24 protein-coding genes are annotated in these 23,130 nt (G+C 52.5%); 8 read left to right on the top strand and 16 right to left on the bottom strand.

All coding sequences use genetic code 11. The annotated features are described in order from the left end of the window. Positions 1 to 57: 57 nt before the first annotated feature. The 3 genes from purQ to purC all read right to left on the bottom strand — a co-directional run bounded on the left by purQ (position 58) and on the right by purC (position 2,018). Positions 58 to 729, bottom strand: a complete 672-nt coding sequence (purQ, locus tag K1X45_RS03885; protein WP_022711523.1) for a phosphoribosylformylglycinamidine synthase subunit PurQ — start codon at positions 727 to 729, stop codon at positions 58 to 60. A gap of 173 nt (positions 730 to 902) precedes the next feature. Further along, positions 903 to 1,145 carry a phosphoribosylformylglycinamidine synthase subunit PurS gene (purS, locus tag K1X45_RS03880; RefSeq protein WP_022711522.1) on the bottom strand — a complete coding sequence of 81 codons (243 nt, stop codon included), beginning with the start codon at positions 1,143 to 1,145 and terminating at the stop codon, positions 903 to 905. A 108-nt stretch (positions 1,146 to 1,253) separates the two neighbouring features. After that, on the bottom strand, positions 1,254 to 2,018 hold the full coding sequence (purC, locus tag K1X45_RS03875) for a phosphoribosylaminoimidazolesuccinocarboxamide synthase (RefSeq protein ID WP_022711521.1): 765 nt from the start codon (positions 2,016 to 2,018) through the stop codon (positions 1,254 to 1,256). A gap of 314 nt (positions 2,019 to 2,332) precedes the next feature. Here purC and K1X45_RS03870 point away from each other — a divergent pair, with 314 nt between their 5' ends. Beyond that, positions 2,333 to 2,653 carry a DUF1476 domain-containing protein gene (locus tag K1X45_RS03870; protein ID WP_075654849.1) on the top strand — a complete coding sequence of 107 codons (321 nt, stop codon included), beginning with the start codon at positions 2,333 to 2,335 and terminating at the stop codon, positions 2,651 to 2,653. 162 nt (positions 2,654 to 2,815) lie between these two features. Further along, on the top strand, positions 2,816 to 3,583 hold the full coding sequence (locus K1X45_RS03865; protein WP_220160372.1) for an HpcH/HpaI aldolase/citrate lyase family protein: 768 nt from the start codon (positions 2,816 to 2,818) through the stop codon (positions 3,581 to 3,583). A gap of 45 nt (positions 3,584 to 3,628) precedes the next feature. On the opposite strand, the gene K1X45_RS03860 is transcribed toward K1X45_RS03865, so the two are convergent. Beyond that, positions 3,629 to 4,177 (bottom strand): alpha/beta hydrolase, encoded by a 549-nt coding sequence (locus tag K1X45_RS03860; protein ID WP_220159893.1) that lies wholly within the window; start codon positions 4,175 to 4,177, stop codon positions 3,629 to 3,631. A gap of 291 nt (positions 4,178 to 4,468) precedes the next feature. Here K1X45_RS03860 and K1X45_RS03855 point away from each other — a divergent pair, with 291 nt between their 5' ends. After that, the gene (locus tag K1X45_RS03855; RefSeq protein ID WP_370627140.1) at positions 4,469 to 5,305 is read left to right on the top strand and encodes a VOC family protein; all 837 of its coding nucleotides are present in this window, start codon (positions 4,469 to 4,471) and stop codon (positions 5,303 to 5,305) included. Positions 5,306 to 5,369: 64 nt separating this feature from the next. Here K1X45_RS03855 and purB read toward each other — a convergent pair whose 3' ends face one another. The 7 genes from purB to K1X45_RS03820 all read right to left on the bottom strand — a co-directional run bounded on the left by purB (position 5,370) and on the right by K1X45_RS03820 (position 12,644). Continuing rightward, a complete protein-coding gene (gene purB / locus K1X45_RS03850; RefSeq protein WP_220159891.1) occupies positions 5,370 to 6,671 on the bottom strand; it encodes an adenylosuccinate lyase in 1,302 nt (433 codons plus the stop codon). 93 nt (positions 6,672 to 6,764) lie between these two features. Then, a complete protein-coding gene (gene rpe, locus K1X45_RS03845; RefSeq protein WP_022711513.1) occupies positions 6,765 to 7,442 on the bottom strand; it encodes a ribulose-phosphate 3-epimerase in 678 nt (225 codons plus the stop codon). A 115-nt stretch (positions 7,443 to 7,557) separates the two neighbouring features. Further along, positions 7,558 to 8,481 carry a lipid A biosynthesis lauroyl acyltransferase gene (locus tag K1X45_RS03840; RefSeq protein WP_220159890.1) on the bottom strand — a complete coding sequence of 308 codons (924 nt, stop codon included), beginning with the start codon at positions 8,479 to 8,481 and terminating at the stop codon, positions 7,558 to 7,560. Positions 8,482 to 8,569: 88 nt separating this feature from the next. Further along, positions 8,570 to 9,598, bottom strand: a complete 1,029-nt coding sequence (locus tag K1X45_RS03835; protein WP_075654854.1) for a zinc-binding dehydrogenase — start codon at positions 9,596 to 9,598, stop codon at positions 8,570 to 8,572. Between the two features lie 55 nt (positions 9,599 to 9,653). Then, positions 9,654 to 10,928 carry a beta-ketoacyl-ACP synthase gene (locus K1X45_RS03830; protein ID WP_122010579.1) on the bottom strand — a complete coding sequence of 425 codons (1,275 nt, stop codon included), beginning with the start codon at positions 10,926 to 10,928 and terminating at the stop codon, positions 9,654 to 9,656. 12 nt (positions 10,929 to 10,940) lie between these two features. Next, the gene (locus K1X45_RS03825; protein WP_220159889.1) at positions 10,941 to 12,104 is read right to left on the bottom strand and encodes a beta-ketoacyl-ACP synthase; all 1,164 of its coding nucleotides are present in this window, start codon (positions 12,102 to 12,104) and stop codon (positions 10,941 to 10,943) included. A gap of 258 nt (positions 12,105 to 12,362) precedes the next feature. Continuing rightward, positions 12,363 to 12,644, bottom strand: coding sequence for an acyl carrier protein (locus K1X45_RS03820; RefSeq protein ID WP_022711508.1), 282 nt, complete (start codon positions 12,642 to 12,644; stop codon positions 12,363 to 12,365). Positions 12,645 to 13,014: 370 nt separating this feature from the next. On the opposite strand from K1X45_RS03820, the gene K1X45_RS03815 reads away from it, so the two are divergent. The 4 genes from K1X45_RS03815 to K1X45_RS03800 all read left to right on the top strand — a co-directional run bounded on the left by K1X45_RS03815 (position 13,015) and on the right by K1X45_RS03800 (position 17,822). After that, positions 13,015 to 13,971 carry an AEC family transporter gene (locus K1X45_RS03815; RefSeq protein ID WP_220159888.1) on the top strand — a complete coding sequence of 319 codons (957 nt, stop codon included), beginning with the start codon at positions 13,015 to 13,017 and terminating at the stop codon, positions 13,969 to 13,971. A 115-nt stretch (positions 13,972 to 14,086) separates the two neighbouring features. Continuing rightward, entirely contained in the window at positions 14,087 to 15,544 is a 1,458-nt protein-coding gene (locus K1X45_RS03810) for an NAD-dependent succinate-semialdehyde dehydrogenase (RefSeq protein WP_220159887.1), read from the top strand. Between the two features lie 343 nt (positions 15,545 to 15,887). Beyond that, on the top strand, positions 15,888 to 16,637 hold the full coding sequence (locus tag K1X45_RS03805; protein WP_220159886.1) for a DUF1045 domain-containing protein: 750 nt from the start codon (positions 15,888 to 15,890) through the stop codon (positions 16,635 to 16,637). 24 nt (positions 16,638 to 16,661) lie between these two features. Further along, on the top strand, positions 16,662 to 17,822 hold the full coding sequence (locus K1X45_RS03800) for an alpha-D-ribose 1-methylphosphonate 5-triphosphate diphosphatase (RefSeq protein ID WP_220159885.1): 1,161 nt from the start codon (positions 16,662 to 16,664) through the stop codon (positions 17,820 to 17,822). Positions 17,823 to 17,867: 45 nt separating this feature from the next. Here the strand turns inward: K1X45_RS03800 and dusA are convergent, their stop codons facing one another. Both dusA and K1X45_RS03790 read right to left on the bottom strand, forming a co-directional pair. After that, positions 17,868 to 18,908, bottom strand: a complete 1,041-nt coding sequence (gene dusA / locus K1X45_RS03795) for a tRNA dihydrouridine(20/20a) synthase DusA (RefSeq protein WP_255560529.1) — start codon at positions 18,906 to 18,908, stop codon at positions 17,868 to 17,870. Between the two features lie 87 nt (positions 18,909 to 18,995). Next, positions 18,996 to 19,700: a TIGR02281 family clan AA aspartic protease gene (locus K1X45_RS03790; protein ID WP_022711501.1), complete on the bottom strand. Its 705-nt coding sequence runs from the start codon at positions 19,698 to 19,700 to the stop codon at positions 18,996 to 18,998. Between the two features lie 180 nt (positions 19,701 to 19,880). On the opposite strand from K1X45_RS03790, the gene cobT reads away from it, so the two are divergent. Next, positions 19,881 to 20,906: a nicotinate-nucleotide--dimethylbenzimidazole phosphoribosyltransferase gene (cobT, locus tag K1X45_RS03785; protein ID WP_220159884.1), complete on the top strand. Its 1,026-nt coding sequence runs from the start codon at positions 19,881 to 19,883 to the stop codon at positions 20,904 to 20,906. Positions 20,907 to 21,269: 363 nt separating this feature from the next. Here cobT and K1X45_RS03780 read toward each other — a convergent pair whose 3' ends face one another. The 3 genes from K1X45_RS03780 to K1X45_RS03770 form a co-directional block, all read right to left on the bottom strand. Continuing rightward, positions 21,270 to 21,749, bottom strand: coding sequence for an Lrp/AsnC family transcriptional regulator (locus K1X45_RS03780; RefSeq protein WP_022711499.1), 480 nt, complete (start codon positions 21,747 to 21,749; stop codon positions 21,270 to 21,272). 118 nt (positions 21,750 to 21,867) lie between these two features. Continuing rightward, a complete protein-coding gene (locus K1X45_RS03775) occupies positions 21,868 to 22,530 on the bottom strand; it encodes a uracil-DNA glycosylase family protein (protein WP_213598239.1) in 663 nt (220 codons plus the stop codon). Between the two features lies 1 nt (position 22,531). Further along, positions 22,532 to 23,101, bottom strand: a complete 570-nt coding sequence (locus tag K1X45_RS03770) for a thermonuclease family protein (RefSeq protein WP_255560527.1) — start codon at positions 23,099 to 23,101, stop codon at positions 22,532 to 22,534. Between the last annotated feature and the right edge of the window lie 29 nt (positions 23,102 to 23,130).

Raw genomic sequence — 23,130 nt, 5'->3', positions numbered from 1 at the left:
CTGCTGTAAAAGGAAATGCCCGCGCCGCGTTATTGCGCAAAGCGGGCATAACCTGATTTAGGAAGCCAGACGATCCAGCGCCGATGCAAACAGCGCGCGGCCGTCGGTACCGCCATGCGCCTGTTCGATCAGATTTTCCGGATGCGGCATCATGCCGAGCACATTGCCTTGTGCATTGGTAATACCGGCAATGTCATTGACTGAACCATTCGGGTTGGTGCCTTCCGCATAACGGAACACAACCTGACCATTGTCTTCGATCGATTTCAGAACATCGCTTTCAGCAAAATAATTGCCGTCATGATGGGCAACAGGGCTGCGAATGATCTGACCCTGTTCGTAACCGCGGGTGAAGACTGTCTGATTATTGGCGATTTCGAGCTTTACTTCGCGGCAAACGAATTTCAGCGAAGTATTACGCATCAGTGCGCCCGGCAGGAGACCTGCTTCGAGCAGAATCTGGAAGCCGTTGCAGACACCGATAACGCGCACACCGGCTTCTGCCTTTTTGCGCAATGCCTGCATCACAGGCATACGGGCTGCAATCGCACCGCAGCGCAGATAGTCGCCGTAGGAAAAGCCGCCCGGAATAACGATCAGGTCAACATCAGGAATTTCTGTGTCGGTCTGCCACACGGTCTGCGGAGCTTTGCCACCGATTTTTGTCAGTGCGGCAATCATATCGCGGTCGCGGTTCAGGCCGGGAAGAAGGATAACTGCTGATTTCATAGTGCAGATTACTTTCTTTTAATCCAACGCAGTAGCGGACGGATCGGAGCGGAAAATTATCAGCCGGCGAACTGCCGGTAATCTGATTGCCCGTAAAGGCGGTTTCCGCTTTTCCTGCAACTGCTTTAACTACTCTTCATAATATGATGTCAGATGACATCAAAAGAAAGAGATCAGGCGATGTCGAAGCTGTAATCTTCAATAACGGTATTGGCGAGAAGCTTTTCGCACATGGCTTTCAGCTCAGCTTCAGCCTTTGCCTTGTCCGCAGTTTCAAGAACAACATCAAAAACCTTGCCCTGACGTACAGAATTGACGCCATCAAAGCCGAGGCTGCCGAGAGCGCCGACAATGGCTTTACCCTGAGGGTCGAGAACGCCGTTTTTCAGTGTGACGGTGACGCGTGCCTTAATCACTTTGTTATCCTGTATTTTAGAAGAGGGAATGTACAGTCTCCGCAGCGCGGAAATACTGCCTGAAAGACACAGCCCGGAAAGCGGCAGACTTCCCGGGCTGAAATGACGTTACTTGACCAGTGTCGGGCCGGTAGGGCGCGGCGGCTCGTTCTCGTTGATAATGCCGAGACGGCGTGCCACTTCCTGATAGGCCTCAACCAGACCACCCATATCGCGGCGGAAACGGTCTTTGTCCATTTTCTCGTTGGTGGCAACATCCCAGAGACGGGCTGAGTCCGGCGAAATTTCATCGGCCAGAACCACGCGCATCATGTCGCCTTCGAACAGACGGCCGCATTCGATTTTGAAATCGACCAGCTGAATGCCGACGCCGAGGAACAGGCCGGTGAGGAAGTCATTGATACGGATGGCAAGAGCCATAATATCATCGAGTTCCGCAGGGCTTGCCCAGCCAAATGCAGTGATATGCTCTTCGGAGACCATCGGGTCATCGAGCGCATCGGCTTTGTAGTAAAATTCAATGATTGAGCGCGGCAGAACAGTGCCTTCTTCAATCCCCAGACGCTTGGCCAGTGAGCCGGCGGCAACATTGCGCACAACGACTTCAAGTGGAATGATTTCGACTTCTTTAATCAGCTGCTCGCGCATGTTGACGCGGCGGATAAAGTGGGTCGGAATGCCGATCTTGTTCAACTGCGTAAAGATGTATTCGGAAATGCGGTTGTTCAGCACTCCCTTGCCATCAATCACTTCATGCTTTTTGGCATTGAAAGCGGTGGCATCATCTTTGAAAAACTGAATGAGCGTGCCTGGCTCCGGTCCTTCGTAAAGGATCTTGGCCTTGCCCTCGTAAATACGGCGGCGTCGATTCATGGGGTTTAGGAACCTCTGGGGTTTGCTGAGACCGTTTTGAGACGTCTCGTCTCATCCCGATGTTTCAGGAAGCGGCCACTGCAGCCGCAATGTCTGCGTTCCCTAGCGCAAATGATAACTTTTAACAATCATCCTTTATGCCGCTATGCTGTTTTTCAGTGATTGTTTTATGCTTTTTCTGTGCGCAGCCTCTGGTTGTGCCATTATGCGAACCCTATATGCTTAAAGCAGCCACGCATTACACTGTGATTTCGTTGCGGGCGGCGTATAATAAAGATCAAGAATAAACCGACTAACTGATATGTGAGGGACCTATGAGCGGAATGGACGAACGTCGCAATACATTCGAAAACAAATTTGCCCATGACGAAGATCTGCGGTTCCGCGCGATTGCCCGGCGCAATAAAATGCTTGGCCTCTGGGCTGCCGAAAAACTCGGCAAAACCGGAGAAGACGCACAGGCCTATGCCGGTGAAGTGGTTCGTGCAGACTTTGAAGAAGCCGGCGACGAGGATGTTATCCGCAAAATTACCGCTGATTTCAGTGCTGCATCGGTAAATGTCAGCGATGCTGAATTGCGTGTGCAATTGCTTGATTTGCTTGAGGAAGCCGCCAAGCAGATCAGCGCTGAATAATCAGCGCCTTTATAGACTTTCTGAAAAGCCGCACGGAATGCTCCGTGCGGCTTTTTTATTTGATGTTTACTGTGAAGCACATAGACGCCTTTTTCATTGCGCTCTAAGGTGTCTGTCGGGAACATTCTGAAATATAAGACACATACAGGTGCATTCATGACAATATCACACTCTTTGGCCACCCGTTTGCGCTCCGGCGAAACGGTTCGTTCCGCGTGGAGTACTATCTCTGATCCGCTTTTGCTGGAGAATATCAGCGCTCTGGGTTTTGATGCGGTGACGATGGATATGCAGCATGGTTCGCATACCGAGGCCAGTATTTGTCAGGGTATCGGTATGATAAAAGCTGCCGGTAAGCCTGCTATTGTGCGTATTCCAGTCGGCCGCTTTGATACAGCCAGCCGCGCTCTGGATTTCGGAGCCAATGCGGTGATTGCCCCGATGATCAATTCCGTTGATGATGCGCAAGCCTTTGCCGCTGCCATGAAATATCCGCCGGTCGGTGAGCGCTCATGGGGGCCGTTGCGTAGTGATATCAGCTATGGGCAGGCCGGTTCCAATGAATATTTGCTCACGGTCAATCAGGAAACATTGAGTTTTGCGATGATTGAGACCCGTGCAGCCTATGAGGCACTGGATGATATTCTGGCTGTGCGCGGAATTGATGGTGTGTTTGTCGGGCCTGCGGATTTTTCAATTGCATGGAGCAATGGCCGTGAAGCCAATCCGCTTTCCGAGGATATTGTTGAGCCGCTGACGCGAATTGCGCAAAAAGCAGCCGCTAGTAACAAGCTGGCCGGAATTTATGCGCCCAATAGCGCATTTGCCAAACGGTATAATGCTCTCGGCTTCCGTTTCATAACGCTGGCTTCGGATCGGGGCTATCTGGCAGCCGGTGCATCGGCGATGCTGAAAGCATGGGATGAGTGATGAGATAATAAAAAAGCCGTTCAGATGATGAACGGCTTTTTTGTTTCAGAGTTTGGATAAAAATTGTGTGAAAACCATGGTGCCTTCCGGCCATGGGCCATGTCCGGATTCCGCATTGATGTGACCGGCTTCACCGGCATCAATCAGCAGTGAGCCCCATGCATTCGCAATATCTTCTGCCGACTCAAATTTTGAGAACGGATCATTGCGGCTGGCAATGGTGATGGCCGGAAACGGCAGACGTTCGCGCGGATAAGGGCCGAAAGTCATCAGATGTTTCGGACGAATCGTTTCATCCAGCACATCCGGCGGCGCGACGAAAAAGCCGCCGGCAACCTTGTCTTTGATATGCGGAATAGCATGCACAGCTGTTGGCACACCCAGCGAATGCGCGACAAGCACGACAGGCTTCGTTGCCTCATCAACATGCTTGATGAGCGAGGCGACCCAGTCTTCGCGAACAGGCTTTGACCATTCTGCCTGCTGCACACGGCGGGCGGTGGAGAGTTTATTCTCCCAGCGTGTCTGCCAGTGGTCAGGACCGGAATTGGTGTAGCCGGGAATGATGAGGATATCTGCGTCTTTAACTTTCATATGCCTGATTTACTCTGCCTGAAGTGTTTATTCAATATTGCTTCTGCGTATCTCTGCTTGGCGGAGAGCGCAGTTTTCACTGCCATTCATATTATTATTCAGAGACATATTTTAAAGATGATGCCGTAAATTGTTTCATCTCAGTGGACAGTTTTGCGATTTCTACGGTGATTGTATTTTATTTTGTGAACAGCGTGTTTGCCGCTCTGTGTCTTGCAACTTGTCCGGCGACGAGCGATTTATAGGTTATCTGAAAGTAACCGCTAAGCCTGTTATTGCTGTCGGCAGACAATTCCGCGGTGCAGAAACGGGGATGAAATTATGACAAAATTACCATTTGCAGTGACACGTCCGGCCTATGTTGAACGCGTCGGGCTGAAGTCGCGCGATGCTGAAACGCTGGCGCAATATTATGAAAATATTGTCGGTCTGCGTGAAATGGCACGCCGCGACTCCTCGATTATTCTTGGTGCAGGCGGGCGGGAATTGCTGGAGATTGAACAATCTTCGGCTTTGAAGCCGGAAGATCCGCGCAGTGCCGGTCTGTTTCATACCGCTTTTTTGTTGCCTGAACGCGCTGATCTGGCACGCTGGATACGTCGCGCTATTGACAAGCAGCTGCCGGTTGCCGGTGCATCCGACCATGCGGTGAGTGAAGCTGTGTATCTGACCGATCCTGACGGCAATGGTATTGAGATTTATACCGACCGCGAGCCTGATACATGGAAGTGGAATGGCGATCAGGTGCATATGGTAACCGATGCCATGGATGTGAACGGTCTTTTGCAGGAGTTGAACAATGCGCCGTCAGAGTGGACTAAAGCGCCGGAAGGCACTGTTGTCGGCCATGTGCATCTGCGTGTCGGGCAAATTCAGCCTGCGAATGACTGGTGGCATGATGAACTGGCATTCGATACCGTAGCAAAATACGGCTCAAAAGCTGTGTTTCTGTCTTCCGGTGGTTATCACCACCACATTGCCAATAATATCTGGCAGAGTGCTGGTGCCGGTAAACGTGATCTTGACCGCAGCGGTCTGTCTTTTGTGCAGATCAATGATACGCGTGATGTAAAAACGCGCGTGATTGATGATCCGTGGGGGAATGAAGTCCGCATCAACAAAGTATAAAAGTAAAAAAAGCCCCGCCTGAAAATCTCAGGCGGGGCTTTTAATTGCTTGAATATAAGCTCGATTATTTAAACACGCGGTTGAAAATCGTATCGACGTGTTTGGTATGATAGCCGAGGTCGAACTTCTCGCGAATTTGCTCTTCGGAAAGCGCTGCACGTACTTCCGCATCGGCCAGCAGTTCTTCGAGGAAGTCTTTGCCCTGTTCCCATACCTTCATCGCATTGCGCTGAACGAGGCGGTAGGAATCTTCACGGGATACACCAGCCTGTGTGAGTGCCAACAGCACGCGCTGCGAATGCACCAGACCACGGAACTTGTTCAGGTTGTTCATCATGTTCTCAGGATAAACAAGCAGCTTCTCGATCACGCCGGTCAGACGGGCGAGGGCGAAGTCGAGTGTGATCGTCGCATCAGGGCCGATCATACGTTCAACGGAAGAGTGAGAAATATCGCGCTCATGCCACAGAGCCACGTTTTCCATCGCAGGCAGCGCCATGGAACGAACCATGCGGGCAAGACCGGTCAGGTTTTCTGTCAGCACAGGGTTGCGCTTATGCGGCATTGCCGACGAACCCTTCTGACCCGGTGAGAAATACTCTTCCGCTTCCAGCACTTCTGTACGCTGCAAATGGCGGATTTCAACAGCCAGACGCTCAACAGAAGACGCGATAACCGCCAGAACCGAGAAATACATCGCATGACGATCGCGCGGGATAACCTGCGTTGAAACCGGCTCGGCTTTCATGCCGAGCGACTTGGCAACATGTTCTTCAACGCGCGGGTCGATATTGGCGAATGTGCCGACCGCACCGGAGATGGCGCAAGTTGCGATTTCTTCGCGTGCAGCAACCAGACGGGCGCGACAGCGTTCAAATTCCGCATAGGCCAGTGCCATTTTAACGCCGAACGTAATTGGTTCAGCATGGATACCATGGCTGCGGCCGATGGTGATGGTGTCTTTATGCTCGTAAGCGCGGGTTTTCAGCGCTGCCAGCAGCTTGTCGAGATCGGTGAGCAGCAGGTCGCTTGCGCGCATCAGCTGTACGTTGAAGCAGGTGTCGAGAACGTCTGAGGAAGTCATGCCCTGATGGATGAAACGGCTGTCAGGACCAACAAATTCAGCCAGATGGGTGAGGAATGCGATCACGTCATGTTTGGTGACAGCTTCGATCTCATCAATACGGGCAACGTCAAATTTCGCCGCGCCGCCTTTTTCCCAGATAGTTTTCGCGGATTCTTTCGGGATAACACCGATTTCAGCCAATGCATCACAGGCGTGAGCTTCAATCTCAAACCAGATGCGGAATTTGGTTTCCGGCGACCAGATGGCAACCATTTCAGGGCGGGAATAGCGCGGGATCATGTGCGTTTCCTAAAGTGGATTAGACGGGAAACCGGAGAACCGGTCGTTTTAAAAACTTCAGGCGGATATTGCTATCCGCCTGTCAGAACTCAATTATGCGCGGCCTTGTTCCGCAGCCTTGCGGATCGCCTCGACATTGGCACGGTAACCTTCAAGATTACCGGCTTTATAAATGGAAGAGCCGGCCACCAGAGAATTTGCACCGGCTTTGGCTGCAGCACCGGCGTTCTCTGCCGTGACACCGCCGTCAATCTGCAAATCAATCGGGCGGTCGCCAATGAGCGCATTGAGCTGTTCGATCTTTGGCAGCATGGAGGTGATGAATTTCTGACCACCGAAGCCCGGATTAACTGTCATCGCCAGAATGAGATCAACATCATCAATCACATTTTCCAGCACCGAGGCAGGCGTGCCCGGATTGATTGCAACACCGGCTTTTTTGCCAAGATTGCGAATGGCCTGCAGCGAGCGGTGCAGGTGAGGGCCTGCTTCTGCGTGAATGGTGATGATGTCCGAACCGGCCTTGGCAAATGCTTCGAGATAAGGATCACAAGGTGCAATCATCAGATGGGTGTCAAACACTGCATCTGTATGCGGGCGGATTGCCTTTACCACATCCGGACCAAAAGTAATATTCGGCACGAAATGCCCGTCCATCACGTCGATATGAATCCAGTCTGCACCGGCAGTCACAACATCTTTGATTTCCTGACCAAGCTTGGAAAAGTCAGATGCGAGAATAGAAGGTGCAATTATAATCGGGCGGGACATGAGGAGATCCTTGTTTCTAAGCCTTGAGCGAGGCTCTGTTCCGTTTGCAGGCGGTTAGCACGCTATGCGCATCCATACAAGTTTATGTGAGGTCGCATGTGCCTAAAGTCACGGATTAGCCCCAACGTTTGTGGAACCACATCCATTGACCCGGATATTCCCGCACCCAGCCTTCAACCGTGTCGTTGAGCAATTGAGCGGTGGCAGCAATATCCACCTGACCATTTGCATCACGCGGCAATTCCATCGCCTCCGACAATTCCAGACGGTAGCGACCGCCGGGAAGGCGGATGCAGCGTGCCGGATAAACATCGCAATCATATTGACGTGCAAGTTTGGCCAAAAGCGGATTGGTCTTCACCGGCAGGTTGAAGAATGTGCTCGGCACGCCGCGGGCGAACTTCTGGTCAACCAGCATGCCCACATTGTCATCTTGTCCCAGCACCGCAGCGAGCGACCATGCAGCACCGGCTTTGGACGGCACCAGATGCCCCATATTGGTGCGGCGTGCTTTCAGCACTTTGCGTGCGATGAACGGATTGTTCGGCGGACGGAAAAGCGCCGTAACATTGAGACCGAAAGTTGCGGCGCAAATCGGCAGCAGTTCAAAATTACCGGTATGTGCGGTGAAGAAAATATGCGGCTTTTTCTCATCGAGCAGACGACGGAAAATCTCTTCGCCCTCTACTTCAATCAGACCTTTTTCTTTCGCGTCAGGATCAAAATCAAAGATCGCATCGAGAAACACATATTCAGCCAGCAGACGCGCCATGCTGTCCCACATTTCTAGCGCGATTTCTTCAATTTCCTGAGGAGATTTTTCCGGATAGGCATTGGCGAGATTGCGTGTTGCCACTTTATGGCGTGACGACAGCGGGCCGATTTTGCGGGCAACCCAAGCGGAAAACCGGATGGCGGCTTTGGCAGGCAGCAAACGAAGCAGCGCCAGCAAAATGAAGACTGCCTGCGCCCACAGCCAGTAATTGGCAACTTTCAGCTTTTGCCAATATTTGAACGCAAGGAGTTTCAGCTTGAACATGTGGTGCCTTAAGTCTTGATAAATTTACAGCGACCTGTGCGTTAAAACACAGGGCGCTGCAAGATAATCCGCATTGATAAATTGAGGATCAGTCAATTTTCAGAATGATTTTGCCGAAGACGTCACGGGTTTCCATGCGCTTCAGGGCTGTGTCGATATCTTCAAAGCCGACCACAGTATCAATCACCGGAGAAACGATGCCCTGAGCCATTTTCTGCATGGCATCGGCCATGTTTTCCATACGGCAACCGAAGGAACCGAGCAGTTTAAGCTGCTGCTGGAACAGCATCATCAGGTTCATATTTGTCGAAACACCGGAGGTGGAACCGCAAGTGACCAGACGGCCGCCACGCTTCAGTGACAGCATGGAACCAGCCCATGTATCGGCACCAACATGCTCAAATACCACGTCGACACCTTTTTTCTTGGTGAGCTTGCGCATAACACCTTCAAAACGGTCTTCACGATAGTTGATAACGTGATCGGCACCGAGCGCCTTGGCTTTTTCGATTTTGTCGTCTGAACCAACTGTGGTGTAAACCGTGCAACCCATTTTCTTGGCAAGCTGAATAGCAGCCGTACCAATGCCGGAACCACCGGCCTGAATGAGAATGCTTTCACCCGGCTGCAGCTTGGCATTGTCAAACAGCATATGTTCAACGGTACCGAAAGTGACCGGAGCAACAGCCGCACCGATTGCATCAACACCCGGAGGTGCAGGGATCAGCAGGCGTGCTGGCAGATTGACCGCTTCACAGGCAAAACCATCAAGGTGGAAGCCATGAACACCGGAAACATGTTCGCAAAGATTGTCACGGCCTTCGCGGCAGGCTTTACACAGACCACAGGTACGGGCGCCGTAGATCGACACCAGCTGACCCGGCAGAACATTGGATACGCCTTCACCGATTGCGGTGACAACGCCCGAAGCTTCCGCGCCGATCACCAGCGGCATTTTGCGTTTGGCAAAAGCCATGCCACGCCAGCCCCATACGTCGATATGGTTGAGGGCAACCGCTTTGATATTGACGGTAACTTCACCAAAGCCCGGCTTTTCAGGAGCCGGAATGTCGGTGATTTCCAAGCGGCGGTCATCGAGAAGCTGTAATGCGCGCATGTTTGAGTTCTATCCTTATTAAATTTGAGTGCCTGATCGGGGAGCGCAAAGCCGCTTAAAGCGGCGCTGCAACCACGAGGCTGGCATTCTGACCGCCAAAGCCGAAAGAATTCGACAGAATGGCAGTAACATTGGCATCCCGTTTTACATTCGGCACCACGTCAAGTGCGATAGCCGGATCAGGATTGTCGTAATTGATGGTCGGCGGCAGTGTTCCGGTCTGAATAGTCAGTAGCGAGAACACGGCTTCAATCGCACCGGCAGCCGTCAGCGTATGACCGATCATCGACTTGTTGGAAGAGACCGGAATTGAGCTGATGCGTTCACCGAAGACGGAGGACAAAGTGTGATACTCCATCTTGTCATTTTCCGGTGTCGAGGTGCCGTGGGCGTTGACATAGCTGATATCGTCAATGGTCAGGCCTGCATCATCCAATGCGGCGCGAACAGTAGCGATAGCCGGTGAAGCGTCAGGGCTGGAACGGGTGCGGTGGAAATCATCCGCCTTTTCGCCGCAGCCTTTGAGAATACCGAGAATTTTTGCACCACGGGCAATGGCGCTTTCCAGCGATTCCATCACCAGAGCGCCGGAGCCTTCAGCCATAGCAAAACCGTCACGGTCTTTGCTGAATGGCTTGGAAGCCTTGTGCGGCTGGTCATTCTGTGTGGACAGAGCCGAGAGCAGCGAGAAGCGGATCAGTGCTTCAGCGGAAACGGAACCGTCTGTGCCGATGGCCAGAACGCGGTCGCTTTCACCACGACGGATTGCTTCAACGCCGGACTGAATAGCGGTCGCACCGGATGCGCAAGCGGTGGACATAGTCACCGGCAGACCACGCGTGCCGAAAATATCTGCCAGACGCTCGGCAATATAGCCGAACTGCGTGGTGTTGAATTCGTCCATACGCGGATTGTTGCGGCAGGCTTCGAGCAGCAGCTGATAGCTTGGCTCACCCTGATTTTTCACCAGAGCATCCAGAGCAAAGCGGCTTTTCCAATCGAGTTCAACTGGAGGAGCTGCCAGAAACAGCGGGCCGCCGAAATCGGTGACTGACAGGCCGGACTGGGCAATCGCTTCTTCACCGGCGAGACGTGCCAGTTTTTCAGACAGAGCAGATGCGCCGACTGTGCTTTCCGGCAGGAAATCAACAGTACCGGCGATGCGGGTCTTGAGATTTTCAGTCGGGAAGCGGTTGATTTCGTGAATACCGGACTGACCGCCAGTCAGGGCGTTCCAGTTATCTTCCTTGCCGGTTCCCAGCGGGGAAACAACACCGGCACCGGTAATGGCTACGAGAGGGCGGCCGAGATGATCGGTAAATTTTGACATGGTGACCTCCGATCAGGCTTTGGTAATAATGGCTGCACCTTCGGAGCGGGTGGCTCCGACGGTCAATGCTGTGGCGCGGTCAAGCGCACCGCTGCGAGCTGTTTCATCACCGGAAAGCGGAGCAAAAGCTTCGCCTTTCCAGACGCTGAGTGCGGCAAGCGCAAGTGCCAGCGGGAACTGTGCTTCACGCATATGGCCGAACAGGCCGGATACACCGCGATAGCTGGCAGATTTAGCGCTTAAAGCTGCTTTTTCTGCGGCTGTCGGCTGGTGGGCACCGGATGCGCCGGTCACAACAAAGCTGTTGTCTTCAATCAGCGCGGAAACAGCTGCGGTAAGGTCTTCCTTGCCGCGACGAATTTGACCGCTGGAAATGGATGCAATCTCACCATAGGCGCGCGCGCCACGGGCTTTGGCGTGTTCTGCTTCTTCGAGAACGAGGAAGATACCGCCGGAACCGGTAATCATACCGCCGCCCTGTGAGCCTTCACGTGCCCAGACCGAGGCCCAGCCGTCGGACTTCAGGAAGCCGCCGAGTTCATGGCCGAGCAGCATGTCGAAATGTTCCGCATTGTAAGAACCGCCAACGAGCGCATGTGTGCTCTGGCCGGTGCGGATGCGGGCTGCTGCGGTTTCCACTGCGGAAATGCCGGAGCCTTCTTCACCCATGAAGGTGCGCGAAGAGCCGGTAACTTTATGGACAATCGAAATATTGCCGGCAAGCAGGTTGGAAAGCTGCGCCAGAAACAGCGTCGGGCGCAGTTCTGTCGAGAGCTTTTCGTTGAGCATTAAACCAGGCTGGTTATTGCCGCGGCCTGCATCGAGAATTTGTGTGTCCACGCTGATATCGCGTTCGCCGCCACCGGCGCTCACAATCATATCCATTGTGGAGCAAAGCGCTTCATTTTCTTTGATCCCGGCATCCTGCAGGGCAAGACCTGCCGCATAGGTGCCGAGACGCTGCCATGTTTCCATCTGGCGCTGGTCGGAGCGCTTCGGAATTTGCTGAGACCAGTCAACTTCGCCCAACGGGTGAACTGTGTAAGGAGCGAAATTCTCTGTATCGAGCTTCGGCTGCGTCCCTGCTGATGTGAGGGCAGACCAATGGGCATCCACACCTTCACCCAGAGAGGTGATGAGGCCGATGCCGGTGATGAGAACTTTTTTGCTGTGCATGAGCTGCTCGCTTGATTTCCGGTCGTAACTTACCCGAAGGCAGGATCTTACAGTGGTATAATGATGACAGGGACAGATTTATCCCTGAAACATACTTATCAATGACAAAAGCCGCATCAAGCGGCGATCAATGTTTTGTGATTTACTCACATTTATAAAGCACTGCGTGTTTGAGATAACACGCGGTTATAAACCACTGCCTGTAAAAAGACGCGCGGTATGGTTTGTTTTCCACACTGCGCGTCAATTTAACTTAAATTAGGCCTGTTTGGCAGCGACGAGTTCGTCGATTTTTGCGCAGAGATTCTTCAGAACGAAATATTCTTCAGTATCTGCTTTGCCTTCGTTCACTTCCTGAGTCCACTGTTCCAGAGGAATCTTGATACCGAAAGCTTTATCAATTGCGAAAACGATGTCGAGGAAATCGAGGCTGTCGATGCCCAGATCGTCGATTGTATGGCTTTCAGGCGTAATGGAAGCGCGGTCAATTTCGCTGGTTTCAGCAATAATATCAGCTACTTTGTCAAATGTTGAGGACAATTTGAAAATCCTTGTATCAGGCCCGAACCAGCAGGCATCGTTGTTTAATCAGGGCGTGTCTAGCGTTTTTCGCTCAAAAGGGAAAGATATATTCCCCCTTCGGGTAAGACCCTGAGAATATGAAGATCTTCCGCTTGTGCCATTTTGCAACAGCTTGTCTGATAAGCGGGGATCAATTTACACATATTATATTCTGAAAAGTGTTATGCAATTTTCAGAATATGCCCTGACTGATCTTTCATATTGCGCAAATTTATGAAGAAATCAGCAAGAGTTTGGCGATTTACAAGAAATTTGTAAATCTGCGCAGGAATCAAGAATGCTTTAAAGCATAATTTCTTCGCGGCATTGCAGATAAGTATGGTGAAATATGGGTCTCGCGGCCACAATTACAATTATCTTCAGCATTATTATGCTTGGCTACCTATTTGCGAGGCTGAAGATATTGAGCGATACGACCGGAGACGGTCTCGCTGATTTCGTATTTGTCGTCTCTACGCCGCTGTTGCTTTTCCGCACAATGATGACCGCTGATTTTCAGTCGAGTAATCCTTGGGAATTGTGGCTGGTCTATTTTACCGGTGTCGTTGTTGCATGGACTGCCGCGCATTGCGGAATCCGTTTCATGTTCGGCCGTGACCGGCGGGCAGGCGTCGTGGCCGGTGTGACCGGCGCTTTTTCCAATCTGGTTTTTCTTGGCATGCCACTGATGCTCGGCGTTTACGGCGAGGCGGGGCTGGTGATTATTTCGCTGATTATCAGCATTCATATGCCGCTGATGATGGCCGCATCGCTGATGCTGAATGAATGGGCTTTGCGCAAAGACGGCATAATCAGCGGCGAAACCAGCCGTTATGACACGGCGGTTAAGTTTATCACGTCTCTGCTGCGCAATCCGCTGGTTATCGGCATTCTCGCCGGATGGCTGGTGCGGCTCACTGGCTTTTCCATTCCGCAATTGCCGATGCAGCTGATTTCGATGCTGGCGGATGTTTCGGGGCCTTTGGCACTGTTTGCGATGGGGATGGGGCTGAAGAAATTCGGCATTTCCGGTAATATGATTGCAGCAGGTGTGAATGCATCTTTCAAACTGATGCTGATGCCTGCCGTGGTCTTTGCAATGGCATGGCTGGTAGGCCTGCCGCCGCTGAGTGCTAAGGTTGCGATTACCGCTGCGGCGCTGCCGTCGGGTGTTAATTCCTATCTGATTGCTACGCGATTCGGCGTGGGACAGGGACTGTCTTCAACCTCGATGGTGCTGGCGACGGCCGCATCTGCTGTTACGCTGGCAATGTGGATCGGTCTGGCGCAGGCGGTTTGGGGGTGAGGCGGTTTTTCGCGCTGATCCCTTGACATTATCAGCGCTAAAGCTCTTGATCTGACAGGGAAACAAGCATGCAATTTTGAGGGTAATTGCATGTATTGTCGTGAGGAGAGAAGTTATGAATGCGAATACCAGCCGGTTTATCAAACAGGCTAATCTGATCGGCGGCCAGTGGGTGGCAGCAGATAGCGGTGCCACGATCGATGTTATAAATCCGGCGACCGGCAAGGCGATCGGCACAATCCCGAAATCCGGTAAGGCAGAGACTGCGCGCGCGATTGAAGCCGCTGCACAAGCTTTTAAAACCTGGCGCAAAACCACAGCCAATGAGCGCTCGCAGAAAATGCGCAAATTGCATGATCTGATTTTGGCCAATCAGGATGCACTGGCTGAAATTCTGACTATGGAGCAGGGCAAGTCGTTCACGGAAGCCAAAGGTGAGGTAGCAAGCTCTGCCGCTTATATTCTGTGGTATGCGGAAGAGGCGCGGCGCGTTTATGGTGATGTGGTGCCGTCCCCTTGGGCAGACCGCCGTATTATGGTGACCAAAGAGCCGGTGGGCGTTGTCGCGGCGATTACACCGTGGAATTTTCCGTCTTCTATGCTGGCACGCAAGATCGGCCCTGCTTTGGCAACGGGCTGTACAGTCGTGGTGAAACCGGCAACGCAGACACCTTATTCCGGTCTGGCATGGGGCGTGCTGTGTGAAGAAGCAGGGATTCCGGTAGGTGTGGTTAATATTCTCACCGGTTCTGCCAGCGAAATCGGCGGCGAACTGACCCGCAATCCGCAGGTTGCCAAACTGACCTTCACCGGCTCGACCGAAATCGGCAAGCTGCTGATGAAGCAGACAGCAGGCACTGTCAAAAAAGTCTCGATGGAACTGGGCGGCAATGCGCCGTTTATCGTATTTGATGATGCTGATCTGGATCGCGCGGTTGCCGGTGCGATTGCGGCCAAGTTCCGCAATTCCGGCCAGACCTGTGTTTGTACCAACAGGTTCTTCGTACAATCCAAAATCTACAGCCGCTTTGTTGAGAAATTCACAGAAGCTGTGGAGCAGCTTAAAGTCGGCAATGGTATGGATTCCGGTACCCAGCAGGGGCCGCTGATTGATATGAATGCAGTCGAAAAGGTTGAAGAATTCATCGCTGATGCGACCAAAAAAGGCGGCCGTATTGTCACCGGCGGTAAGCGCCACGCACTGGGCGGCAGCTATTTCGAGCCGACCGTGATTGCCGATGCCAAACCGCGTATGCGCTTCACCAAAGAAGAAATTTTCGGCCCTGTTGCTCCGGTTTATAAATTCAAATCCGAAGAAGATGTAATCGAACAAGCCAATAATACCGAATACGGCCTTGCCTGCTATTTCTATACGCAGGATCTCGGCCGCGCCTTCCGTGTGATGGAAGGGCTGAAATATGGTCTCGTCGGCGTCAATGAAGGACTGATCTCAACCGTTGAGGCGCCGTTTGGTGGTCTGAAAGAGTCCGGTCTTGGCAAAGAGGGCGGACATCAGGGAATCGAAGACTATCTCGACACCAAATATGTCTGCATCGGCGGATTAGGCCTGTAAGCCTGAGCATATTTTAAATCGCCGGATGGCATATGGATATCAATGCCATCCGTTTCAGGCTGAGATTTTTGGCAGTTATCGGAAATCTTTTCTGACCTATTTTACCAATGCGATTGCCGGATTGACCAAAAGACGTTTAACTCTGTTGATTCAAAACGTCTTTTTGTAAAAACCTGTCCGGTGTTTTTCAGTTTTTTGGGTATTGAGGCGTTTTTTCAGCATCTTGTCATAATAGGTGCGGACTGTGAGGGTATAGAGCCCGCATCATCAGGCCACTTATGGCAAAGCATGGTATGACATCGTCTGACATGCCGGTTCGTAAACCTGTGAAAAAGGGATTTTTATGCGATACGGAATATATTTCACACCCTCTGCTCATGATCCGTTGCTGCGGGTGGCTGCAAACTGGCTTGGCCGCAATGCTTTTAACGGTATGGTTGTGCGCACGCCGGTGATTGGTTCCGTCAGCCCTGATGAGGTCAGTGCTCTGACTGAAGAGCCGCGCCGCTACGGTTTTCATGCGACGCTGAAGGCACCGTTTCGCCTGCATGATGATTATGAAGAACATCAGCTTCTCTCTGCGATGATGCATTTTGCCTCCAGCTATCGGGCTGTGCAGTTGCCTAAGCTCAAAGTTTCGCAGATCGGACCTTTCTTTGCGCTGGTCGTGTCCGACCCTTGTGCGGAACTTCAGCAGCTGGCTAATGATGTGGTGGTGCATTTTGAGCGCTTTCGTGCGCCGTTGAATGCGCAGGAACTGGCCAAGCGCAGGCCCGAGAAAATGGATGCGATCCACCGTGCCAATCTCGACCAGTGGGGCTATCCTTATGTGTTCGAGCAGTTCCGCTTTCATATGACCCTGACCGGCGCAGTGCCGGAGGAAAAACAGGCGCATGTGCGTAATGTGCTGGAAGAGTTTTTCGCGCCCGTGCTGAATGAACCGGTCAAGATCACCAATCTGGCTCTGTTTACCGAGGCAGAATCAGGTGTACCATTTGAAGTGCACTCGCTTCACCCGCTGACGGGTAAGCCGGTTGCTGCGCAGAATACGGTTTCAGCGGAATTGCAGCTGGAAAAAGCCGCGGCTGAATAGTCCTATAAAACTTTAAGAGAAGATATGTCCGCTCCAAACCAAAGTAAATCTGCCGAAACAATCCTGACCAATGCACGGATTGTGCTGCCTGATGAAATTATCAGGGGCACCGTTGTCATGCGCGACGGAAAGATTGCTGCGATTGATAATACAATCTCGGCATCGGGTAAGGATATGCACGGGGATTATCTGATCCCCGGACTGGTGGAGCTGCATACGGATCATCTTGAAGGCCATTATGCACCGCGTCCGAAAGTGCGCTGGAACCCGCTGGCGGCTATTCAGGCGCATGATGCGCAGATCGCCGCCTCCGGTATCACTACGGTTTTTGATGCACTGCGCGTCGGCCATGACGGCGAATGCGAAGTCGTGATTGATGACATGCTATTGCTAGCAGATGCCTTGCAGGCGGCGCAAAGCAAAGGCCGTTTGCGCGCAGAACATTATCTGCATCTGCGCTGCGAAGTTTCTTCCAATGATTGTATCAGTGCGTTTGAGCAGCTGTGTGGCGCATCGGGTGTGCGTCTTGCATCCCTGATGGATCACGCACCGGGGCAGCGGCAGTTTCCGGATATGGAATCTTACCGCATCTATTTCATGCGCAAGAACAAAGTCAGCGAAGACGATTATCAGGTCTATTGTGAGCGCCGCGTTGGTGAATCACAGCGCAACTCCGCGAAAAACCGTGCGCTGATTGCTGATTATTGCCATGCCAACGGCATTATGCTGGCAAGCCATGATGATGCGACGCAAGCCCATGTCGATGAATCCGTGGCTCATGGTGTGGCGGTTGCCGAGTTCCCGACAACGGTTGAAGCCGCTGCGGCATCGCACTCCAACGGCATCGGCGTGATGATGGGCGGGCCGAATGTCGTGCGCGGCGGCTCCCTTTCCGGCAATGTCTCTGCTCTGGAACTGGCCGAAAAAGGCTATCTGGATATTATCTCGTCGGATTACATCCCTTTCAGCATGCTGCAGGGCGCTTTCAACCTTGCCCATGTGGTGGAGCATATTGATCTGCCGCAGGCTATCCGCATGGTCAGCACCAATCCGGCAAAAGCTGTCGGTATGACAGATCGCGGCTCAATCGCAGAAGGTCTGCGTGCCGATCTCGTGCGCGTTCACGCCATTGACGATGTGCCGGTGGTGCGTGCGGTTTGGCGAGAATCTAAAAGAGTGAGCTGATCTGCAGCACTCTTCGATCCTTGGGGACGTCCGAATGGACGTAAATTATTCCGCTGCCTGTCCCGCACGGGCGGCGTTATTTTCTTCCACCTCGGCAGCGGTTTCGCACATCACCTGATAGGCTTTGCGGATGATCTTGCTGTCCGCATCATTGCGTGTGGCGTCCGTCGAGAGAATTTGCCGCCAGCGGCGTGAACCCGCCTGACCCTGAAACAACCCGACCATGTGGCGGCTGATATGCGCAAGACGGCCACCTTCGGTAATATGCCGGTCAGCATAATCGCACATCACGTCCAGCACTTCTTCCATCGAAAGAGGTGCGGTTTCATCGCCATAGACAAGGCGATCCACATCACGCAGTACCATCGGTGTGTGATAAGCGGTTCGACCCATCATCACGCCGTCCGTGTGCTGCAAATGGAGCGCAGTTGCTTCCATGCTGGTAATGCCGCCGTTAATGCCGACAAAATGCTGCGGATAATCCTGTTTGAGGCGATACACGCGATCATAGTCCAGTGGCGGGATATCGCGGTTCTCTTTCGGAGACAGTCCCTGCAGCCACGCTTTGCGGGCATGTACCCAGAGTGCATCTGCACCCTCGGCAATCACCATCCGGCTAAGCTCTGAAAGCGCGACTTCCTGATCCTGATCATCGACGCCGATACGGCATTTTACGGTGACCGGAATATTCACTGCCTGCTTCATCGCGGCAACGCAATCTGCCACCAGTTGCGGTGTCAGCATCAGGCAGGCGCCGAAAGCACCGGACTGCACGCGGTCTGACGGGCAGCCGACATTGAGATTGATCTCATCATAGCCGAAAGATTCACCGATCTTCGCTGCTTCTGCCAGCTTCACCGGATCGGAGCCGCCAAGCTGCAAAGCGACCGGATGTTCCTGTTGGGAAAAGCCAAGCAAACGGTCGCGCTTGCCATGGATGGCAGCATCGGCCACCACCATTTCCGTATAGAGCAAAGTATGGCGGGTGAGCAGACGGTGCATAAAACGGCAATGCCTGTCCGTCCAGTCGAGCATAGGCGCGATGGAAAAGGTTTTGGCGGCATAGAGTTTTTCTGGTCTGGTCACAATGATCTTCTTTACGGCGTATTCTCTGCGGATGTTTCTGCGCGGACATAATGGTTAAAGACCGGCCTGTCCAGCTTGACGGCTTTTTCAGTCTGTCAGGATCAGCTGATCGCGCTGCACAGTATAGGCACTCAGGCTGTTCATGAAATTCATGCCCAGCAGACTGCCGCTGAGCTGGCCTTCCTGTGAAACCAGTGCGCGCAGGTTCTGGCGGGTGATGTTGCCGATGCGGATTTCCTGCAACCTTACCGATGCCGCCATGGTGCGGCCATTGGCTGTGCTGACAGGATTCGTATAGCTGAGACTGCTGACATCAATACCGACTTTTTCAGCATCAGCCTGTGTCAGCACGATTGTGGAGGCACCGGTATCGACCATGAAGCGCACGCGCTGGTCGTTCACCAGTGCATTGACTTCAAAATGACCATTGGACGACTGACCGATGCTGACCGTCTCGGCACCATCAACACTATTTCCGCTGATTGCATTACCCGGTATCAGCCCCGCGGTGACGCGATTGGCAATATTGGTCAGTTCATACTGATATTGATAGCCGGTTACGAGGCCGAGAATAATCACCGCCCAGATCGCAATATTGCGCATCATATGATTGAGCGGAATACCGGAACCCAGCAAACCGGCAGCCACGACAATGCCGAAAATGCTCATATAGGCCGCATCGGCAAAATCATCATTGGCAAGGCCGAGTGTTGTGCCGCTCTCGTCATTGACGATCAGAACGAGCAGGAGAATGGCAATTGCTGCGATAACCAGCCAGAATAAACGGTTCATGAGGTCATTGTTCCTGAGACTGTCGGATGATCCTGCCGAAGCAGGGCATGTCTTTATATGGAGGCTTTGGCCTGCGGGCACAATAATTTCATTTTTCTGCACTTTGAAAAACTGTGAGCAGGGCGTATAGCAGGCGCAGATGAATTTCCCCCACTACGGCTAAAAGACGGATTTGATAACGTGAGTACCAGCGGACTGCCATTTGATGATTTTCGTGAACTTATCAGCCAGCTTCCGGAAGCGAGCGAATTCGCCGGTGAAGCGGTGCGTGAACGTGAAGTGCGTTTGAGCAAACCTGTCGGTTCACTCGGACGTCTGGAAGAGATCGCGGAATGGCTGGCTGCATGGAGCGGTAAAGCCAAGCCGCAGATCATGCGTCCTCTGGTGGCAATTTTTGCCGGCAATCATGGTGTGCTGGCGCAGGGTGTAAGCTCGCAGCCGCAATCTCTGACTATGGATATGGTCAATAATTTTGCTGCCGGCGGCGCTGCCATCAACCAGATTTGCATTGCCAATGATCTGGGGCTGAAGGTCTTTGATCTGGCGCTGGAACATCCGACAGAAGACATTACCGTAACTGCGGCGATGGATGAGCGCACTTGTGCTGCAACTATGGCTTTTGGCATGGAAGCGATTGCCGGTGGTACGGATCTGTTGTGCATCGGTGAAATGGGCGTTGGTAACACAACCATTGCTGCGGCGATTTCTCTGGCGCTGTTTGGCGGTCAGGCTGAGGACTGGGTGTCACTGGCAGCCGGTGAAGATGCAAGTGTGTTGCCTGCAAAAATCGCTGCGGTGAAAAAAGCCGTTGCCCTCAATGAAGGTAATCTGCGTGATCCGCTGGAAGTGCTGCGCCGTCTGGGCGGTCGTGAACTGGCTGCGATCACCGGTGCAATTCTGGCCGCGCGTGCCGAGAAAATTCCGGTGCTGATTGACGGTTATGTCGCCAGTGCCGCCGCAGCCATTCTGCTGGTGATGAATGGTGATGCGCTGGATCATTGCCTGTTCTCCCACGTGTCTTCCGAGCCGGGGCATCGCTTGTTGCTGGAGAAAATGGGTAAGACACCATTGCTTGATCTGAATATCAGCCTTGGTTCCGGTACAGGTGCTGCACTGGCAGCCGGTCTGGTGAAAACCGCTGCTCAATGTCATATCTCTATGGCAACTGCTGAAGATGCCGGTATGAATGGCCGCAGCGTTTCGTAATTCGAAATGCAATCTTAGAAATAAAAAATCCGGCCGTGTGAGCGGCCGGATTTTTTGTAACTTTGAGGCGGTGCTTTTTCGGTAATTTTTTATTGGGATTCAAAAATAATTTGCCAATACTGCAATTAATTGCGGTTGTGCGCAGCCTGTCAGTTTTTAAGATGCAATCCATATTGGAGTATGAGGATTTTAAGAGCAGGCGGCAATTTTACTCAAAGTAATATTTGCTGAGCAGTCAGCCGGAGGATGTATTTACGCTGGTATATCCGCTGCGTTTTTTACAATTTATATTGGCCGGTGTTTTATGTCGCCTGTAGCATAAGTGGCACTATCCTTGCCGTGGGATAGTGCCATTTTTATAGGTTAGTTGCCGTCTTTATCCAGCACCATATAATCCAGCGGCAGTTCGGTTGTGTATTTGATCTGCTCCATCGCAAAAGACGATGAAACATTGCGGATTTCGATTTTGCTGATCAGACGCTTATAGAAAGCGTCATAGGCGGCAATGTCCGGCACGACAACGCGCAGCAGATAATCGATATCGCCGCTCATGCGGTAGAATTCCACCACTTCCGGAAATTCCTGCACGACTTCAGCAAAACGCTTCAGCCATTCATGGCTGTGAGAGCTGGTGCGCACAGAAACAAAGACTGTGACACGGGCATTGATCTTGACCGGATCAAGCACAGCGACGCGGCGCTTGATAATGCCGTCTTCTTCCAGTTTCTGAATACGGCGCCAGCACGGAGTGGTGGACAGGCCAACTTTTTTGGCAATATCTGCTACTGCCAGCGTTGCATCTTCCTGCAACAGACGGAGAATTTTTCTGTCAAGTCTGTCCATTTTGCCTCACATTAAGCGCCGAATTGTATAATTTTGAAACTATATACCTTATGGATGAGCGCGCGATTAAACGCGAAGAATATAATACTATCAAATTGCATTAAGTTAGAAATTATTTTTATCTCGACAATAAAGGCCGGATTTTTTGACGAAGCACCGGCAAAAGCTCGTTTTCAAACCACGGATTACGCTTCAGCCAGCCGCTGTTACGCCATGACGGATGCGGCAGCGGCAGTACAGCAGGGCCGTCATTCTGATTGCTCTCGATAAAGCGTCGCCAGTTTTCTACGGTCTCGGTCATATTGAGCGGTTTTTGCTGTGCCTGTAAATATTCGCGATAGGTAGGATTGCGCCCGAGATGATATGTTTGCGCATGGCTGCCAATGGCAATAATCAGCTCGATTTGCGGCATGAGATCAAACAACCGGTCATGCCATGTCAGGCGACATTCACGGCGCGGGGGCAGATCGCCGCCATGTTTGTCATAGCCCGGAAAGCAGAACCCCATGGGAATGATCGCAAAGCGCTCTGCGTCATAGAACTCTTCCGGTGTCACATCGAGCCATTGGCGCAACCGCACACCGGAGGGGTCGTTAAACGGAATGCCGGTATTGTGCACACGGATACCCGGTGCCTGACCGCATATGGCAATTCTGGCTGTCGGGGAGGAGATGCATACCGGTCTTGGCTCATGATCCAGCGGGCGTGGACCAAGCGGCTGGTCGCGGCAAATTCTGCAGTCATTGATCTGATGTTGCAGCGTCTGCAATGCCGTTGCCATATTACTGATTGCTCCGGTTACGCTCATTAGAGCGTGACTGATTTTCCCGCCGCCATTTGCCGGGGCGTTCAAATTCCCCCGCCCATAATCCGCGTTTATTCTTGCGTGCCTGTGCTTCCTCACGCTGATAGAGGCCGTAGGACACTGCCCAGCCTTGCTCGACCATCGTGCGGTTGAGATCCGTCTCTCCGGCCTTGCAGAAGGCAAGGATGCGGTCATACTGATCGCGTCCGTCCGCTGTGCAGGTAACAGTCTGATTGCCGATCAGGCGGCGTAATTCCGCAGTCGCATTGCGCCCGCAGCTATAATCTTTACCGTCCATATTACAGTTTTGTTGGGTTTCCGGCGTATCCATGCCTTTCAGCCGTATGCGCTGCCCCTGTATGGCAATTGTATCACCATCGTAAATATGCAGACTTCCGCCGCGACCGCTCAGTTGCGCAGGCAGAGCTTCATTCTTGTTCGCACGAACAGGCTGACGCGGTTGATTGCTGCCGGAAACAGTTTCTGCCCATTGCGGCATAAAGGTCTGCATCAACGCATATATGCCCAGCAACAGCAGTGCAGTCACAATCCCTGACCGGCGAAGGAAGGAATAGG

Origin of the sequence: Pseudochrobactrum sp. Wa41.01b-1, from assembly GCF_019464455.1 — a bacterium.
Taxonomy (GTDB): domain Bacteria; phylum Pseudomonadota; class Alphaproteobacteria; order Rhizobiales; family Rhizobiaceae; genus Pseudochrobactrum; species Pseudochrobactrum saccharolyticum.
Note: the sequence above shows the minus strand (reverse complement) of the source record. Positions and strands in the feature narration are given on the sequence as shown.